The following is an 18,154-nucleotide window of genomic DNA, read 5'->3' as shown; positions in this document are numbered from 1 at the left end:
TCCCCTCCCGATTGTTCGATAAAGTCGGCCCTGCATGCATATGAGGGCCGACTGTGTTCTATTCAGTTGCCTTCATTGACTACCAGCCAGCAAGTCCGAGCTGCTGAGCTTGTTTCTCAACGTCCTTGTCATACAGCTCAGCACCTTCCTTAGCTGGTCTGAAACCCGCGCCGACCTCCGTCGTAATTTGCGGCAAGCTCGGTCCTTTGAGCGGCGATACGAACTCAAGCGCCGGAGCGGTTTTGTTGTTCTCGAAGTATGGCAGCATATCCTTGACGATTTGCGAAATATCGTCAGGCAGCTTTGCATCCTTAATCAGATAAGGGCCTGTCGGTTTCGATACTTTCGCCCATACCTCCATGCCTTCTGCCGAAGCGACGAATTCGACGAATTTCTTCGCTTCTTCCAGATGCTCCGTGTTTTTGTAAATGTACGCGCCTCCAGGCATCCAAGCCGTCAAGCCGTTTTGGTCAGCGTTGTCGCCAGGCTGAGCGAAGAAACCGATGTCATCAAGCGTATCTGGATAGTTTTGCTCGAATACCGGTACCGCGAATGTAAGCATCGGATAATGCGCGCCTTTTCCTTCGGCAAGCATTTTCACGCCCGCATCATAGGTTGTCGCTTTGAAGTCCTTGTTTAAGTAACCTTTGTCGAACACTTCCTGCAGCTTCTCGAAGCCTCTTAAAGCTGCCGGAGTCGTTGCGAATTTAGCCTTGTTAGCCGTATATTCCTCTGCGAACGCCGGAAGTTGCGCCTGTACGTTGTAGTAATCAGCAAGCAGAATCATTTGGCTGGTCCAGTCGTCCTTGTACGTGCCGATAACCGGCGTAATGCCTGCAGCTTTGATCTTCTCATTGTTCGCCATGAGCTCATCCCATGTTTTCGGAACAGTCAATCCCAAGTCTGCATACACCTTTTTGTTATAGAACCATCCGCCGCCAAGCGCTGCGCCGGCAGGTGCGCCGTATACTTTGCCTTCGAATGCAACCGTCGTTTTGAACGTATCGAGGACGTTGTCCATGAAAGGCTCATTCGTGAGGTCGACCATATTTTGCGCCGGGTTAAGCGCCTGCATGAGTGAACCGGAGTTATAGAAGAAGACGTCATTCATATCGCCGGTGGATAGGCGAGTTTTGACGAAGTTGTCGCCTTCGCCGCCGCCGGGACGCGTCTCGTGCTCAACCGTTATGTTCGGGTATTTCGCTTCGAACGCTTCGATAGCCGCTTTAGCCGTATTCACCGCATCCTGCGTATTGTCCGTCAGCAATGAGATCGTTACTTTCTTGTCGGATGCGCCGTTGTCGTTAGATGCCGGTGCCGTCGTTGCATTGTCATTAGCAACTGGCGCCTGGTTGTCGTTCGTTCCGTTCGAGTTGTTGCCGCAAGCGCCAAGCATGCTTGTCATCAGTACGCCGCAAAAAAGAGTAATCAAGCTTTTTCTTGTATTCGTCATATGCTTAAATCCCCCTGATTCTTCGAATTAATATGGCAGTTAGGGCCCGGGTACCCTCTGACATGATTATAAACCGGATATTGTATGCGTTTGCAGTGCTGCATTTTATCGATCGATGTCCGTTTTTTTTGGATAACATTAATTATGAACATAAAAATAGGGAGTCACGAAGGATTCCCTAATTCATCCTTATATTGCCCCGGCGTAAACCCCGTATGCTTTTTGAAAACTTCGGAAAAATGCCGATACGTATGATAGCCGACCTTTTCGCTCGCTTCATTCACCTTCAACCCTTTGGCCAGCAGAATCTTGGCATATTCCATCCGGTAGCGGGTTAGAAACTTAATATACGTTTCGCCCATCACTTCCTTGAACAGTACGCTCAAATAAGTTGCATTCAAGCCGACGTGACCTGCAACCTCCTGCAGCGACAGATCCCGCGAAATGTTCAGTTCGATATATGCCCTAGCTTGCTCGACGGCAGCATGCTTTGTTAGTTCCCTCGATTCCATCGTCAAGTCGGCGATCTTCTCGATTTGCTCGCGGAACCATGGCAGCAGCTGTCCGCTTGCAGCCGCTTCACGGATCTCGACATGCGGCATATATCGACGATGGTACTCATCTGCCCTAGCATCCAAGCCTGATTCTTGAGCAGCCTGCAGCGTCATATAAATAAGCTTCAGCATTTCCCGCTCGATGATTTCCGTGTCAACCTTCTCGTTCTGGATCCATGCGATAAAATAATCAATCTGCTCCAGCAATCCCGCCTTATTACCCGCACGAATGCTAAGAACGATCGCTTCTTCACGCTCGCTCAGCCCTTTGGGCGTTGTCATCGCTTCACCGAGCTCCTCGAATCGAACGATTCCCTTCGTCTGCAGCAAGCGAGCTGAACGCAGAGCGCGAACCGCTTCTTTACAGCTTGCACACGCTTGTTCAAGGTTCGAATACGTATGGCCGACCCCAATCGCAATCGCTTCCCGATCATTAAGATCAACATCATAAGCGAGCCACTGCCACCATTCGTAGGTAGGGTGCTCATAATGAAATAACGCAAGCCACTGCTCTTGGCCATGCTTAACGGCAACCGCCTCTACCTGTTCCTGATTCGTCCAAACAAACTTTCCGCTATAGGCAAGAACCGTAACGCCTTTTATCCGCTCGACATCCGGTCCGAAGCTGGAGCGCCACTTCGACAGAGACTCTCTGCCTGTCAGCAGCAAGTCCAGCGTCGCCTTCTCCAACAGCTCCTGCTTGCTTTCCTGCCATTTTTGCTTAATCGCCAAGTTTTCCTTCTGCTCTTCCGTTTTTACTAACATTTTGCGGATCGCCTTCTCGATGCTTTGAATCGTAATAGGCTTATCCAAATAATCGGCGACGCCCAGTTCTATAGCTCGCCGAACGTATTCGAATTCATTAAAGCCGCTGAAGACGATGCAGTACGTATTGGGAGCTTCCTTCATGACCGCCTCGATTAATTGCAAGCCGTCCATGCCGGGCATGCGTATATCCGTAAGGATAATGTCGGGCTGCACTTTTCTGAACAGCTCTAGCGCACTGTAACCGTCGCTTGCCGTACCCGCCAGCTCAATACCGAAGCTCGGCCAATCGATCATTGCTTGCAGCCCCTTAAGCACGATATATTCGTCATCAAATACGACCGCTTTAAGCATGTTCTGCGCCTCCCTCTTCCAGGTATTTAAATCGTATGACGATTTTTGTACCAACGTTTGCTTCGCTTACGATAACAAATGAGCTCGATTCTCCGTAGAACAACAAAATACGTTCCTTTACGTTGCGAAGTCCGTAGCCTTGCTCGGTCTTCGCCATATCCTCTATGCCGACTCCGTCATCCTTCACGGTGAACTGCACGAATTGTCCATCCTTGCGGCCTGTCAAGCTGATCGTCCCTTCGCCGACCTTAGGCTCCAGACCATGGTAGATCGCATTCTCCACTAAAGGCTGCAGCAGCAATTTCAAAATTTCGATGCCCATTATCGCAGGCTCCACGTCCTCTATATATTGGAAGCGATTGTTATAGCGTATATTTTGAATCGTCATATAGTGCTCGACATGCTTCAGCTCTTTGTATAACGGTATCGTTTCCTTGCCTTTGTTCAGGCTCAGCTTGAAGCTCTCCGACAACGAGATTGACATTTGGGCAACATCATGATTGTTCTGAAGCGTCGCCATCCAATAGATCGAATCTAACGTATTATACAAGAAATGGGGCTTGATCTGAGCCTGAAGAGCGCGAAGCTCGGCATCGCGTTCCTTCAGCTCCGAATGAAGCAATCTCTCGCTAAGTTCCTCGTTGACGGACGACATCCGCTTGAACGACTCGCCAATCGCGCCGACCTCGTCCTCCTCGAACGTCTCGTCGAAATCCCGCGTCCCGGTCGTCCACTTCACCATCATTTTTTTGAGCTGCAGAAGCGGCTTTGTTATGCTTCCAGAAAGAATGAAAGAGAGCACCAGCGCTATGAAACCGATTACAGAAGCGATTAGTGCTGTTGCCCACCCGATTTTGTTAGACTCCTTCAACAGATCCTGCATCGCGATAACATGGATGAATATCCATCCCGTCGTCTCATTCTCGTAGTTGACGCTCAAGTAACCTTGATCCTGCAGTCTGCGGTACGTAGCCTCAAGATTGTCATTGGTCTGTTGTTCAATCATTTTAGATTGCTTCGGATAGATCACTTGAACCTTGTCGTCCGACGAATCAATTGCGAGGAATTCACCGCTGTAATGAATGTTTCTCGTAAATATCGTATCGAAGATGGACTTCGATATGTTAATAACGAGCAACCCTATCGGTTCTCCGTTATTCGTATCAGAGTCGCGAAACAGCTTAACCGTAGAGAACGTATTGGACTTATCCCCCAAGATATTGCTGCTGAAAAAAACGACGCCGCCTTGGCGCTTAAATGCTTTCTGATACCAGTCGCTCTGTTCGATTTGCGCGTACTTATTCTCACCTTCATAAATACCTGCATCGTCCGATCGGCCTAGGCAATACGCTTCGAACCGAAGGTCATACAGGCAGATCGAATCAACAAACCGGGAATCCAGAAAGTTGCTGTTTATCATTTTTTGCAATTGATCCATTGTCCGGTCTTTAATGAGGCTTTGCTCTTCGGCAGTCGGATTTCGACTCGCTCTCAAGTCGTCGCGGATATCATTGTTCAAGATGACTGATCGATTAAGGTTAATGACATTGCGAAACATTAAGTCTGCTACCTCACTCGACGTGCGAAGATGATCCTGCGTCGTCTGCTTATTCGTATCCATAAGCGTCTCTTTGGCAATATTGAAGGAAATATAGCCAAGAATCGCCAGCGGCGGGACGGATAACAAAATCATTGCGGCGAAAAAACGGCTTCTAATTTTACGAAAGCGAACCTGGACGAACAGGTTATGCAGCCATTGCTTCATCTATATATCCGCCCCCTTGGTCGATCATCAGTAAGTATTCATAAATATTACTGCTTCCTTGAACCCTGCACAAGGTCATAAGTTAGCTTAATATGTGCAATCCAAAAAAATCGGACACCCAATCCAAATAAAAAGGACACTGAACATAGATGTCCAGCGTCCTTTATTAGATACTTGCTCCTAGCTTTGGCTTTCATTGGCGCTGTCCAACAATACAGCATTGATTGCATTTAAGAATGCTAACGCGCTCGCTTTAATGATATCGGTATCCATCGCGCGGCCCGAATACGTCTTGCCCGCGTAATCGATTCGGATATTGACTCTTCCGACGGCCTCCATGCCTCTGGATAGACTGTTGATCTTGTAGTCTTTGAGCTGGACATCAAGGCCAACCAATGACTTGATGACGCTATATAGCGCGTCGATCGGACCGTCTCCGCCAGAGCTTCCTTGAACCGATTCCGCGCCTTTTCTCAATGTAACGGACGCTGACGGACTTACGTCGCCGCTGACGACCTGGAACGACTCCAGCTCGAACAGCTGCTTGCTGCTCGCATCGATCGTACGGTGATTCGTCACGAGATAGAACACGTCATGGTCGTACACTTCTTTCTTCGCATCGGCCAGCGTTAGAAACTTGGCGAACAACGCTTCGAAGTCTTCCGCATCGCTCGTATCGAAGCCCATTTTCTCGACCGCGTTTTTGAACGCATGCCTGCCGGATCTAGCCGTCAAGATCAACTCCATGCTGTCGGCTCCGATATCCTCCGGCGACATAATTTCGTACACCTGCTTATCCTTCAGAAGACCGTCCTGATGGATGCCCGACGAGTGAGCGAAGGCGTTGTCTCCCGTAATCGCTTTGTTCACCTGCACATCAAGCCCCGTTAACAAAGTAACGAGTCTCGATGATTTGAGCAGTTCCTTCGTATTAATATCCGTGTAGCAGCCGAAATGATTTTCTCTCACCTTAAGCCCCATCACGACCTCTTCCAGGGAAGCATTGCCTGCCCGCTCGCCAAGACCGTTAATCGTGACTTCGACCTTCTGGGCACCGTTCTTGATTGCGCTCAGCGTATTGGCCGTTGCAAGACCAAGATCGTTATGGCAATGAACGCTAAGAATGACTTGATCGTTAAGATTTTTCAGACGATCGTTGATTTTGCGGATCAGCTCGCCGAACTCTTCAGGTACCGCGTAGCCGACCGTATCCGGCACGTTAATCATCGTCGCGCCCGCTTTGACGACGGCCTCGATCGTGCTCCACAAATATTCGAACTCCGAACGCGAAGCATCTTCGGTCGAATATTGCACCTGCGGAAGCAGCGTCTTCGCGTATTTGACGGCGTCGACGCCCATCTGCAGTACCGCGTCCTTGGAGCGGCTGAACTTCTTCTCTATGTGAATATTGGATGTACCCAGCACAATGTGGATTAATGGATTTTGCGCCAGCTTTATACTTTCGTAAACGGCGTCGATATCGCCTTTGACCGCTCTCGCAAGCGCTGTTATGGACACGCTGTCGCCAACGCTGCGAGCGATCTGCTGCACGGCTTGGAAGTCGCCGAGTGATGACGCAGGGAAACCTGCTTCGATAATATCGACGTTCAGCCGCTTCAGTTGCTGAGCAATTTCGATTTTTTGCTGTATGTTAAGCTTGGCTCCCGGCACTTGTTCTCCGTCGCGCAATGTGGTGTCGAATACGATAATTTTACGGCTCATAGGTATGTCCTCCTTGGACTTTGCGTATTGGAATTTAAATCGGTTATATGTGAAGCGAGGCGTGCTGAACCCGGAATTCAACACGCAAAAAAGCCCCGTCTCTATGTATAGAGACGAGGCGTTAGCTCGCGGTACCACTCTAATTCATTTCGTTACGAAATGATCTTCTTCGATGGCTGTCACCATCTATCCCTGTAACGGTGGAATTCCGGCATACCCTACATGTCAGGCAGCTGTTCATAGACGAGTTCGAAATGAACGACGTTACCGCTTCGCACCACCCAGCGGCTCTCTGAAAGGTCATAACATTTCTACTATTTCTAATCATAACATTTGTGGATGAAATTATTTGAATTATATGCCACTGCTCTGCCGTTTGTCAACAACCTTGAACACGAACCTAATTAACGGCGGAACGACAAAGAAAATAAATAGCATGCGGAATAGCTGATACCCGGCTACCATCGACAGATCGGCATTGATGGCATGTGCGATAATGCCCATCTGATCCATGCCTCCAGGAGCGAGGCTAAGCATGGCAGTCGCTTCGGATACCGATTGAAGCTTTGAGAGCAGGACGCTGAGACCAAGCGCACCGAGAAGCATGAGCAGCCCACTGGCAATAGCCAGCAGCAGCGTTCTCACTTTATGCTCCAATTGCTGCGGCTTAAGCAACATTCCTACATAGACTCCAATCATTAGCTGGGCGGCATTAACGAACAAGGACGGAAGTTCCGGTCCATGAACGCCTGTGAACTGCAGCGCTGCCGTTCCTATCGCCGGACCGAGTAAATATGCGGTCGGAAACTTGATTTTGTCACCTAGCCATGCGCACGCTACACCTACTGCCGCGAACAAAATAAGATTAGGAAACAAGCCGCTCCATAATGCAGCCGATGAAGTTGACGCTTCAACAACAGCAGTAACAGTAGTAACTTCAGTTGCAGATGATTCGCCGTCATAATGACTGATCATTGGACTATAGGCGAGCAGCGGGATGCAGATAACAATCACCATCAACCGCACAACCTGTGTCACCGTAACCATGGTAAGATTCGTACCCTTCGTCTCTTCTGCCAGCAATATCACTTGAGAGAGCCCACCTGGCACGCTTCCTAACAACGCCGATTTGTAGTCCGAATGAGACAGCTTGGAAATAATAAGTGCGATGAAAGCGCAAAATAGTAGCAGCAACGCTGTCATTAACAGCATAGTAGGAAGCTGCAGCGACATCTCGCGCATTGCAGAACCGGTCAGCGATAATCCAATCGTATATCCGACCGTAATCATAGCCGCTTGCCGCAGCTGCCCCGGCCACACAAGCTTAACTTTCGTCGTATTAGATACGATTAAGGTAGCGATCATAGGCCCCAGCAGCCAAGGTATTGGAACATGAAGCAACTTGAAAAGAATGCCCCCTGCTAGAGCAGCGCCAAGTGTAACCATAAACCGGCCAAAGCGGCTATTCATTCTCTTCACCCAAATCATAAGTAAGACCCCTCATCATCCTGTCATTCGTCAGCAAATGATTCTAGCACACATTACTTTTCATGTGCAAACACCCCTACTCGTTTCTCCATCGACTTTGGTAGCGCTCCCCCACAATTCGATTAAGTCCAAACGCCAGTTGCTGCTTCCTCCTCGTCCTCCTCGACGTACGATCCTATCCCTCAAAAAATCGCTTTAGACAGAACTCCCATCTGCTCAGGAAATTACTTTTTACTCTGATCCTCCTACAACTAGCGGCCAGCAGTATGCAATTCGCATACGACTTGTTACTACTACTCCGTTTTGTATTACTGAAATTTTGAGCATCCAAACATTGTTATTTCGTGAAAGCTATGTTAAAATTAAAATAAGAACATATGTTCTATATTTAAGTCGGAGGCGATTATTGATGGAAGATGAGTTAGTGTTATTTCAACGAAAATATTCGGATGAAGCAGCTTGTATAGAACTGTTACATCGGCTTAAGTGGCCGGCCGGCTTTCGGTGTCCTCGTTGCGATCACAACTCCGCTTACACGATTAATACCCGCCGATTACCCTTGTACGAATGCTCCAGATGCAAGCATCAAACCTCGCTTACTTCAGGTACAGTTATGGACAAGAGCAAGACTCCGCTTAACAAATGGCTTTGTACGATGTATTTAGTTGCTGCTTGCAAGAAGAGGATGAATGCTGTTACGCTCGCCGAGCTTATTTCGGTATCGTACAAGACAGCTTGGTCCATTCTGGGCAAAATCAGACGTGCAATTTCTGATATAGATTGTACGATACTTCTGTCCGGCAAAGTCGAAGTCAAACCAGCCATCTACAGTCTTAAGCTTTACCAAACAGTGGAAAAGCAGCAAGCCGAACGCGCCGTCATAGTAGCTCGTTCGACGAGTCTCGCTGATGTTCCCTATTACAAAATAAAGTTCACTACCTGCAAACAAGAGCCGCGAAAACTGCTTACCCAGGAAGCCGAAGAAGAGTTTCTAGCTGCTCATGTCAACGAGAACGCCAACAATCTAGTAATCCATCGTCGTCCTGCTTTTGGGTTGGCGGATCACTCACCATTGAAACAAGTCGCAAAAGCAGCTTTTAATTGGATAAATGTTTCCTTCTACGGCCTTCCTTCCTCCTCTGCTCAGCCATATTTGGATGAATTCTGTTTCCGCCAAAACACGAAGCATTTGTCTCCATTGCATGCTATGGAGACACTTCTCAACATATGTGTTAGACAAGATCAGACTATGTTTCAACAACGAAATAACCCCTATCAACAAGCTGTATAGCCTACTAAAGAGTAGATCGCGGTATCGTTATAATACCCACTTATAAAATACAACTGACATCCGATAACAAGAAATCAAAATGATTAGCTGCACTTTTCACATATCCATATCGGATTGCACGATTATCGTTACTAACTACAATTTTATAGTTGAATCTTACTCCTCTGTTCTTATGAGAAGCCTTTCCTGGGCTGCGGAGAATCTAAGCTGAGGATTACTTTAGGGTTTTTAGGAAGTGAGCTCTACTGAAAAAACAGGGTACCGAGGTAATGAGTACAACTTTAATGTTTTCCTAGCTATGAAATCCTCAGCTATCGCTATGAATGTTTCCTGAGCTGTTGGGAGTGTTAGCTAAAGTATTTTTTAGAAAAGGGACCTATACAAAAAAATATAGTTTCGTTCGCATTCGCAGCGATTGAAACTTTATAGTTCGACCTAACTATGCATTCCCTCGTTATCCGATGAGTATTTCCTGATTTGTTGGGAGTCTTGGTTAAAGACATCTGTTAGTGAAGGACCTACGCAAATCCCAATTTACATGTTACGTTTTTCCTGAGCTGCGGGGAGTCGTAGCTAAAGAGAATTTTAGGTAAGCGATAGCTTCAGAAGCTAATTCGATAGAAATAGATAAAATCAGTTTGAGTCGGAAAATAGAAAAAAAAAGCCAAGCGGCAGATGATGCCATTTGGCCTTAAGATACATTAGCTATTTACTTTCTGCTTCGCATAACGGTTTTCAGGGATTGGCAATCCGAGATTGCCGCGCAGCGTATCCGACTCGTATTCAGTACGGTAGATGCCGCGTTCTTGCAAAATAGGAACGACCAGCTCGACGAAGTCGTTCAGCCCGGTAGGGATAGAGGAGTGAATAATGAAGCCGTCTGCCGCTTCTTCCTCATGCCATTGCTGAATAAGGTCTGCGATCTTCTCAGGCGTACCAATGAACTGGCCGCGCGGAGTAGCCGATTGCAGCGCAACTTGACGAAGCGTCAGATTATGAGCTTTGGCGTTCTGCTTAATCTTATCCGTGCCGCTGCGGAAGCTATTGCTGCCGAGATCGCCGAGCTCCGGGAATGGCTCGTCAAGCGGATACTGCGAGAAGTCGTGGTGCTCGAAGAAACGGCCTAGATAGTTCAGCGCGTTCTCGATCGAGACAAGCTCGGCGATCTCCTGATACTTGCGCTCCGCTTCCTCCTCTGTTCGGCCGATAATCGGTCCAATACCAGGGAAGATCGCGATATCGTCGACCGATCTACCTTCGGCAACGGTACGTTCCTTCACTTCTTTGTAGAAAGCTTTTGCTTCCTCAATATTCTCATGTCCGGTGAATACAGCGTCCGCTGCTTTGCCTGCCAGTCGCTTGCCGCTCTCCGACGAGCCCGCTTGGAAGATGACGGGATGCCCTTGCTTGGAACGTGCAATATTAAGCGGCCCTTGGACCGAGAAATATTCGCCTTTATGGTCGAGACGGTGCAGCTTCGAAGGATCGAAGAATACACCTGCTTCCTTATCCCTTACGAAAGCGTCGTCCTCCCACGAATCCCATAACCCGCGGGTTACTTCGAGAAATTCCTCGGCAATTTTGTAACGCTCATCATGCGTCGGATGCTCTTTCTTGCTGTAATTGTTCGCCGAGCCCTCAAGCGGCGAAGTAACGACGTTCCAGCCTGCGCGACCTCCGCTAATATGATCGAGCGAGCCGAATTGTCTAGCGACCGTGAACGGCTCGGCATAGGAGCTCGACAACGTACCGACTAGTCCGATCTTGGACGTAACCGCAGCTAATGCTGATAAGATCGTAATCGGTTCGAACCGGTTCAAGAAGTGTGGAATCGATTTCTCGTTAATATAAAGTCCGTCCGCAATAAATACGAGATCGAATTTACCGGCTTCAGCCGTTTGTGCTTGCCGTTTGTAAAAATCGAGATTAACGCTCGCATCGGTAGGCACTTCAGGATGTCTCCATGCCGATATATTGCCTCCTACACCATGAATAATTGCACCAAACTTGATCGATTTGCGCTTCTTCGCCATTGTAGTCAACCTCCTATATGGTTCATTTTTGAATGAAATTGCTGACTGATTGTCAAGCTTGTAACAACGCCGTTTCCTTCAATTGAAGTCGGTAACTTTTTACTAGCGTTGCACCGTTCACGATATCTTTGTCGAACGCGCGCTCGAAACCGAGACGCTCATACAAGCGGACGGCCGAATCCATCATATCGGAAGTATGGAGATGCAGCGTTTCAGCTCCCCATTCGAGCGCTAATCTAGCGCTGCCGCGGATAAGTTCGGTAGCCACGCCATGACCTCGCGCCTTGCGCGATACAGCAAGCAGACGAATGATCGGAGATTGAATATCCAGCTCTGGATTCCCGTATGCAAGCTCCGAGGAATCAAACAGGAACACACTGCCGACAACCTCTCCATCCAGCTCTGCTACCAATCTTGCTTTTGTCCTACCGGCATCGATGGCTTCCAATATATTTGACTTATATTGCTCCCAATATGGCGAAGGCAGCACCGACTCATACTGACCGTAAGCGTCTAACAGCACCTCTTCAATCGCTGCGCGATCGGTTTGTTCCGCATGGCGGATGTTAATAGAATGCTGACTCATACTGCCACCTGCCTTCTTATATAATGTTGCGCGCAGCCGACTCTGCCGCCTTAATTCTTCGTATTTGCCCTAAATGTCCGTTAACGTGAGTAACGAATGCCTTAACAATCGTCGATAACGATACGCTTTCGCCTTTGAAATTAACGGCCGTGCGATCCCAATCCGACGCAGGTATTCGTTTGAACAACAAGCTATTGTAATAAACGAAGGCATGAGCTGCCGCCACGATATGTTGCACATCCTCTTCATTCGCAAGCTGACTGCTCACCCAAGCATCTTGATTGAAGGCAGGAAGCTTCGCTTCCGAGCCTGAGAGAAGCTCGCGTATACGGAAGGAGACGACGATGTTGTGATCCACAAGATGGGTAAGCACCTCCGTCACACTCCATGATTCCGGAGCCGCTTTCCATTTGAGCTGCTCCTCCGTTAATCCCTTAATTTCTTGTTCGATTTCATCATAGGCGTTCAAATAAGCTTTCACATTTTCAGTTATCTGGCTCATGCAAGCTCCCTCTCATCGTTACGAACGTTTCAAATTTACTTAATGGGATTTGAATCGGCCGATCTTGAACTTAGTCAGATCATAGCCGGTATCTTTGTCTTCAATCTGATCGGCCAGCACTTCACCTATTACGCTTGCGAATTTGAAGCCATGTCCTGAGAAGCCGCCAGCCAGCCGCACATTCGGATACTCGGGATGAGCATCGATTATAAAATCTTCATCAGGCGTCATCTCGTATTTGCACACGACGCCCCGAAGCAGCTTTCCGGCCGCGCCTGGCATAAAGGATTCGAGTGCTCTTCGCAGATCGGCTTCATCCTCGAGGTATGTCCCGAAGGGCGCAATTGTCTCTCCCGGCTTCCATTCGTAGCCCCCATCATGACGGCCGATCTTCACTCCGGCACCGTCAATGCTTGGAAATCCATAATAGCCGCCTAATGCGCCGCCCCATGTAAAACCAGGAAAAACGCCGGCATCGAAGTTCCCTCTGTTCCTCTCGAACCATCCTACTACTTTGCGAACGGCCTTAACTGGAACAACCTCGTATGGAAATAACCGGTTGAACGCTGCACCTGCAGCAACAATGACCTGCTCTGCGGTATAAACGCGATCTTTCGCATACACCGTCACACCTGACTGCTGCGGGACGATCTTCGTCACAAGGGTGTTCGTAACAAGCTCCGCTCCTGCAGCGATAGCTAACTGCTTGTATGCAGCCACGCATCGCTCGCTATACAGGTAGCCCGCATTCGGCTCATATAAGCCGCGAAAGCGGTCTTGTACTTGTACGCCTCGGAAACGTTGATTGATTTCACCTGCTTCCAGCAACTCGGTTACAACGCCATTCGCCTGTGCATCGTCAAGACGGCCTGCGTAATCGTAATAGCTAATATCGGCCATGTTCAGAACGCCTGACCGATCCAGCAACTTCTTCCCGGATAACTGCTCCAGTTCCAGCCATCGCTCATCCGCGCGCAGCGCAAGCTTCACATATACGTCTCCGCCGTGATACGCATGCCTGATGAGGCGCGGCTCGCCATGATGGCTGCCTTCTTGATGAGGCGGATCGAAGGCATCTAACAGCAGCGTCCTGTGCCCGCGCGATGCAAGCTCGTATCCTGCGCTCATCCCAGCCGAACCGGCACCAATGACGATGACGTCATACGCATTAGACATGGTCTATCCTCCTTGACTGGACTGTGCCGACAAATTGTAAAGAGCTTCATCCGCTAGCGCTGCGAAAAACGAAGCCGCTACTGTCAGCGCAGCCTCATCAAGATCGAACGCCGGATGATGCCATTCCTGCGGACCGTCCGTTCCGAGGAAGACGAACAAACCTTCCGTCTCCTTCAAGTAGAAAGCGAAATCTTCGCCTGCAGGTGAAGGGGTTGGCGCTATGACCTCATACCCTAGCTTCTCGGCAATCGGAATCGCCGCTTCCGCCCATTTCTGATCATTGCGTACAGCAGGCGGACCCTCGATCCATTTCACTGCTGCTTTCGTGGCGAAAGCTGCCGCCACGCCATGCACGACCTGCTCGAACCGCTCCCTGACCACACTTCGCACTTCATCGCCGAACGTCCGCAGCGTGCCGTCGAATACCGCTTTGTCCGATATAATGTTCCACGCCGTTCCGGCGTTAAGTCTCGTCACGCTGATGACCGCGCTATCCAGCGCGCTAACGTTGCGGCTGACGATCGACTGCAGCGCTGTTATCATATGCGCTGCCGTTACGATAGGGTCAAGCCCCGCTTCAGGTACGGCGGCATGACTGCCTCGACCTTCCACCTCAACAACGAAGCCGTCCGCTGCCGCCATGAGCGGTCCGCCCTTAATCCCGATCGTGCCGACCGGCAAGTCCGGCTTGTTATGCAAGCCGAATACCGCATCGACGCCTGCTAACGCACCGGCCCGAATCAATTGCAGCGCGCCCTTCGCTTTCTCCTCCGCAGGCTGGAACAAGAACCGCACCGTTCCGGCAAGTTCCGCCTCCCGCTCCTTTAGCAGCAAAGCTGTTCCAATAATGGCCGCCGTATGAAAGTCATGCCCGCATGCGTGCATCTTCCCCGGCACCTTCGAGGCGAACGGCAATCCCGTCTCTTCCTGTATGGGCAAAGCGTCGATATCGGCTCTTACGGCGACAATCGGTCCGCCAACACCGCGCGTACCTCCAACCTCGGCAATTACACCTGTCTTCAGCCCATAATCGATGATGCGTATGCCTGCTTCCTCGAGCCAGCGCTTAATCGATGCTGTCGTCTCGAACTCTTCATGCGACAACTCCGGCTGCTCATGCAGCTGTCTGCGGATTGCGGTCAATCGAACCTGCAATGTTTCCGCAGCCAACTGCTTGCGGCTCATACAAGCTCTCCTTGGAACGCTTCCTTAAGCAGCTCGAAGGAACGAACTCTCTTCTCGAAATCAGGAATTATCGTAGTGAAAATAAACTCATCTACGCCATATTGCTCCTTAATTTCGAGCAGCCGCTTGCGGACCGTTTCCTTCGTCCCTCTCGTAATGTCGGCCTCCCGCTCCTCGACTGTATACGTCTCGCCCGCTTGTCTCGCGAATTCCTCCGCTTGCGCCAATGAGCCGACGTTTACCGTTTTGCCGCTGGCTAGCGTCACTCTTACGCTCTTCATTTGTCCTGCTATTGCATTCGCTTCTTCCTCCGAATCCGATGCAATGACGGAAAGCGCCAATATCGCCTTCGGCTTCCTGCCATGCTCCGTATTGAAGTTGCTGCGATAATGGTCGAGCGCTTGACTTGCCAATGCCGGATCGTTGTTGATGAAGAGTGCGAAGGCATATGGATAACCGCGTTCGGCAGCTAGCTTCGCGCTCGATAGACTCGTTCCGAGCAAGAAGACGTCGGCAGGCTGTACAGGAAGCGGACTCGCCTCCAGACCCGCGAGCGGGTGATCTTCACCCGTCCTGCCATGAAGGAAACCCTCCAGCTCCGTCAACTTCTCATCCAGCGTCGCAGGTTCGGCGATCCCTTTCTGCAGCGCCTTCGTCGAGCGGGGAAGACCTCCGGGAGCGCGGCCGATGCCGAGTTCTACCCGGCCTGGCGCGAGCGATGCGAGCACGTTAAAGTTTTCTGCCACCTTGTACGGGCTGTAATGCTGCAGCATGACGCCGCCTGAGCCGATCCGAATCGAGCTCGTGTTCGCAAGCAGGAAAGCAATGAGAACTTCCGGCGACGAACCCGCCGTTACCGGCGAATCGTGATGCTCCGCAACCCAGAACCTTTCATAGCCTAATGCCTCCGCCTGCTGCGCCAACTTTACCGTATTCCCAAGTGCCTCCGCAGCCGTCTGGCCCGGAAAAACAATGCTTTGATCCAATATGCCAAATGTAAGTGTCATCTTGACTCTCTCCTCTGTTCGTTAGATGGAATAGGCCGCCTCAGGCGTAATGCGCTTCAAAAACTGCTTCGTACGCTCCTCCTTCGGAGACGTGAACAGTTCGTTCGGCTTGCCCTGTTCGACAATGACGCCTTCGTCCATGAAGACGACGTGGCTCGCTACGTCCTGAGCGAAGCCCATCTCATGCGTCACGATTATCATCGTGATGCCTTCCTTCGCGATTTTGCGAATAACAGCCAGCACCTCGCCGACCAGCTCCGGATCGAGCGCTGAAGTTGGCTCGTCGAACAAAATAACTTCGGGATTAAGCGCCAGCGCTCTCGCAATCCCTACACGCTGCTGCTGTCCGCCGGACAGCTCGCTCGGATAAGAATCCAGCTTGTTGCCAAGTCCGACCTTCTCCAGCAGCTCGACGCTGCGCTTACGCGCTTGCTCCTTCGGCACTTTTTTGACCACGACCAGCCCTTCCATTACGTTCTCGAGAGCCGTCTTATGCTTGAATAGGTTGTATTGTTGAAACACCATCGCCGTCTTCTGGCGCAGCGTATGAATATCCTTCTTATCCGGCCGCTTGCATTGCACCGAGAAGTCATCGATGACGATATGACCGTCATTCGGCTTCTCCAAATAATTAATGCAGCGCAGCAGCGTCGTCTTGCCTGAACCGCTCGGCCCAAGAATAGCGACAACCTCGCCCTTCTCGACTGTAAGGTCGATGCCCTTCAGCACTTCATTTCGTCCAAAGCTCTTGCGAATTTGCGTTAACTTAATCATGAGACACCGCCTCGGTTATAAAGATTAAATCGTTTCTCTGCCAATGCAGTCAGCCGCTCGATTAGGAACGTTAATCCCCAGAATATGAGTGCTGCCGCGATGTATGCCTCGAAAAACTTCCAGTTCGTTGTTGCTACAATTTGCGCTTTGGCGTTAATCTCAACGACCGACACCGTGAAAGCAAGCGTCGAGCCGTGAAGCATGCCGATAACCATATTCGACAGGTTCGGCAGGCTTGCCGCGAATGCTTGCGGAAGAATAATCCGGCGCATCGCCTGCGGCGTCGTCATGCCAATCGAATACGCTGCCTCGATCTGGCCTCGGTTAACCGCCAGCAAGCCTGAACGAACGACTTCTGACATGTAGGCACCGGCTGTGATCGAGAATGAAATGTACGCGAAGCCAATCATTGGTATGGACACTGAACGGAATGCTAGACCCAGCGACTCCGCAATGCCATCGATAAGCATGGGAAGACCGAAATAGATAATTAAGAGATGAGTGAGCATCGGCGTTCCGCGAATTACGGTTACGTATGCAGAGGCCAGCGGATAAAGGACCGGAACTTTATACAGCCGAATAACGGCTACAGCCGTTCCGATGATCAGCCCGCATAAGACCGAGACTGCCGTAATCGCAAGCGCTGTAGGCACCGCTGAGAGCAAGGCAACGAATGCGGTCCAGATAAATCCGAAATCAAGCTTCATTCTCTTGCCCTCCTCTGCCGAAGCCCGGTGTAATAGCGAAACGACGTTGCTTCCACTTCACGAAACGGGAAGGTTTCTCGTCCGTAACGATCTGGCGTTCATGGCGAAGCAGCCTGCGTTCCACGAGATGGAACAGCTTCTCAAGCCCAAAGCTAATAATGAAATAAATAATAGCGAGCGAAATATACGTCTCCACAAAATGTCTCGACATGACGGCCAACGTCTGCGACTTGCCAGTCAGCTCCATAATGCCTAGGGAGAAGGCAAGTGATGTATCCTTCAGATTAGCGATAACGAGATTGGAGAATACAGGCAACGCGATGGCAGCCGCTTGCGGCAGAACAATTTTTGTGAAGGCTTGAAAACCGGTCATGCCAACTGCATAAGCTGCCTCCACTTGCCCGCGATCGACTGCGCCAACCGCCGCCCTTATCATTTCCGACATGTACGCACCGCTATGAAGCGCATAAGTCAGTATGACGAAGTACAGAGCCGGAACCCTCGAAACATCCACATGAACCAGCTTCAATATTTCCGGCAAGCCGTAATAGAATAGGAACAACTGGATCAGAATCGGTGTTCCGCGGAAAAACGATAGATAGACTTGAGATACTCGTCTTATTACCGGTATTTTGTAAAGCTGGGGAAGGGCTACAATTAGCCCAATCCCCAGACCGATCAAGATGGAGCACACGACGATGAGCAGAGTCATCTGTAACGTAGGCAGCAGCTTTATGAAGTATTCAAGCAAGTAATGAAAGTCAAACGGCTCTCCCATGGTGTGCCCCTCCT

The 18,154-nt window shown here is 50.0% G+C and carries 15 protein-coding genes, 1 pseudogene and 1 other annotated feature; of the genes and pseudogenes, 2 read left to right on the top strand and 14 right to left on the bottom strand.

The features are described 5' to 3' along the window. Positions 1–79: 79 nt before the first annotated feature. The 5 genes from V8F51_RS06440 to V8F51_RS06420 all read right to left on the bottom strand — a co-directional run bounded on the left by V8F51_RS06440 (position 80) and on the right by V8F51_RS06420 (position 8,101). The gene (locus V8F51_RS06440; RefSeq protein WP_337099291.1) at positions 80–1,453 is read right to left on the bottom strand and encodes an ABC transporter substrate-binding protein; all 1,374 of its coding nucleotides are present in this window, start codon (positions 1,451–1,453) and stop codon (positions 80–82) included. A 164-nt stretch (positions 1,454–1,617) separates the two neighbouring features. Continuing rightward, the gene (locus V8F51_RS06435; protein ID WP_337099290.1) at positions 1,618–3,126 is read right to left on the bottom strand and encodes a response regulator transcription factor; all 1,509 of its coding nucleotides are present in this window, start codon (positions 3,124–3,126) and stop codon (positions 1,618–1,620) included. Continuing rightward, positions 3,119–4,891 (bottom strand): cache domain-containing sensor histidine kinase, encoded by a 1,773-nt coding sequence (locus tag V8F51_RS06430; protein WP_337099289.1) that lies wholly within the window; start codon positions 4,889–4,891, stop codon positions 3,119–3,121. The genes V8F51_RS06435 and V8F51_RS06430 overlap by 8 nt, the downstream gene beginning before the upstream one ends. 180 nt (positions 4,892–5,071) lie before the next feature. Beyond that, on the bottom strand, positions 5,072–6,613 hold the full coding sequence (locus V8F51_RS06425) for a 2-isopropylmalate synthase (protein WP_337099288.1): 1,542 nt from the start codon (positions 6,611–6,613) through the stop codon (positions 5,072–5,074). A 106-nt stretch (positions 6,614–6,719) separates the two neighbouring features. Beyond that, positions 6,720–6,950, bottom strand: a binding site (T-box leader). Positions 6,951–6,967: 17 nt separating this feature from the next. Beyond that, positions 6,968–8,101: an AbrB family transcriptional regulator gene (locus tag V8F51_RS06420; RefSeq protein ID WP_337099287.1), complete on the bottom strand. Its 1,134-nt coding sequence runs from the start codon at positions 8,099–8,101 to the stop codon at positions 6,968–6,970. Between the two features lie 409 nt (positions 8,102–8,510). On the opposite strand from V8F51_RS06420, the pseudogene V8F51_RS31545 reads away from it, so the two are divergent. Further along, positions 8,511–8,678, top strand: a pseudogene (locus V8F51_RS31545) (transposase); the annotation flags it as partial. A gap of 36 nt (positions 8,679–8,714) precedes the next feature. Beyond that, positions 8,715–9,392 carry a hypothetical protein gene (locus tag V8F51_RS06415; RefSeq protein WP_337099286.1) on the top strand — a complete coding sequence of 226 codons (678 nt, stop codon included), beginning with the start codon at positions 8,715–8,717 and terminating at the stop codon, positions 9,390–9,392. 701 nt (positions 9,393–10,093) lie between these two features. On the opposite strand, the gene V8F51_RS06410 is transcribed toward V8F51_RS06415, so the two are convergent. From V8F51_RS06410 to V8F51_RS06370, 9 genes are read right to left on the bottom strand one after another with little or no spacing between them, the layout of a single operon-like run. Then, the gene (locus V8F51_RS06410; protein WP_337099284.1) at positions 10,094–11,425 is read right to left on the bottom strand and encodes an LLM class flavin-dependent oxidoreductase; all 1,332 of its coding nucleotides are present in this window, start codon (positions 11,423–11,425) and stop codon (positions 10,094–10,096) included. A 52-nt stretch (positions 11,426–11,477) separates the two neighbouring features. After that, positions 11,478–12,011: a GNAT family N-acetyltransferase gene (locus tag V8F51_RS06405; protein ID WP_337099283.1), complete on the bottom strand. Its 534-nt coding sequence runs from the start codon at positions 12,009–12,011 to the stop codon at positions 11,478–11,480. A gap of 16 nt (positions 12,012–12,027) precedes the next feature. Beyond that, on the bottom strand, positions 12,028–12,513 hold the full coding sequence (locus tag V8F51_RS06400; protein ID WP_337099282.1) for a DinB family protein: 486 nt from the start codon (positions 12,511–12,513) through the stop codon (positions 12,028–12,030). A gap of 39 nt (positions 12,514–12,552) precedes the next feature. Then, positions 12,553–13,689 carry an N-methyl-L-tryptophan oxidase gene (gene solA / locus V8F51_RS06395; RefSeq protein WP_337099281.1) on the bottom strand — a complete coding sequence of 379 codons (1,137 nt, stop codon included), beginning with the start codon at positions 13,687–13,689 and terminating at the stop codon, positions 12,553–12,555. Between the two features lie 3 nt (positions 13,690–13,692). After that, positions 13,693–14,874, bottom strand: a complete 1,182-nt coding sequence (locus V8F51_RS06390; RefSeq protein ID WP_337099280.1) for an amidohydrolase — start codon at positions 14,872–14,874, stop codon at positions 13,693–13,695. Further along, positions 14,871–15,881, bottom strand: coding sequence for an LLM class flavin-dependent oxidoreductase (locus V8F51_RS06385; protein WP_337099278.1), 1,011 nt, complete (start codon positions 15,879–15,881; stop codon positions 14,871–14,873). The genes V8F51_RS06390 and V8F51_RS06385 overlap by 4 nt, the downstream gene beginning before the upstream one ends. Before the next feature lie 21 nt (positions 15,882–15,902). Next, complete coding sequence (locus tag V8F51_RS06380; protein WP_337099277.1) at positions 15,903–16,655, bottom strand: amino acid ABC transporter ATP-binding protein; 753 nt, start codon at positions 16,653–16,655, stop codon at positions 15,903–15,905. Then, the gene (locus V8F51_RS06375) at positions 16,652–17,362 is read right to left on the bottom strand and encodes an amino acid ABC transporter permease (protein WP_337099276.1); all 711 of its coding nucleotides are present in this window, start codon (positions 17,360–17,362) and stop codon (positions 16,652–16,654) included. The genes V8F51_RS06380 and V8F51_RS06375 overlap by 4 nt, the downstream gene beginning before the upstream one ends. Next, on the bottom strand, positions 17,352–18,140 hold the full coding sequence (locus tag V8F51_RS06370) for an amino acid ABC transporter permease (RefSeq protein ID WP_337099275.1): 789 nt from the start codon (positions 18,138–18,140) through the stop codon (positions 17,352–17,354). The genes V8F51_RS06375 and V8F51_RS06370 overlap by 11 nt, the downstream gene beginning before the upstream one ends. Positions 18,141–18,154: the final 14 nt, after the last annotated feature.

Source organism: Paenibacillus sp. YIM B09110, assembly GCF_037167145.1.
Classification (GTDB): domain Bacteria; phylum Bacillota; class Bacilli; order Paenibacillales; family Paenibacillaceae; genus Pristimantibacillus.
Note: the sequence above shows the minus strand (reverse complement) of the source record. Positions and strands in the feature narration are given on the sequence as shown.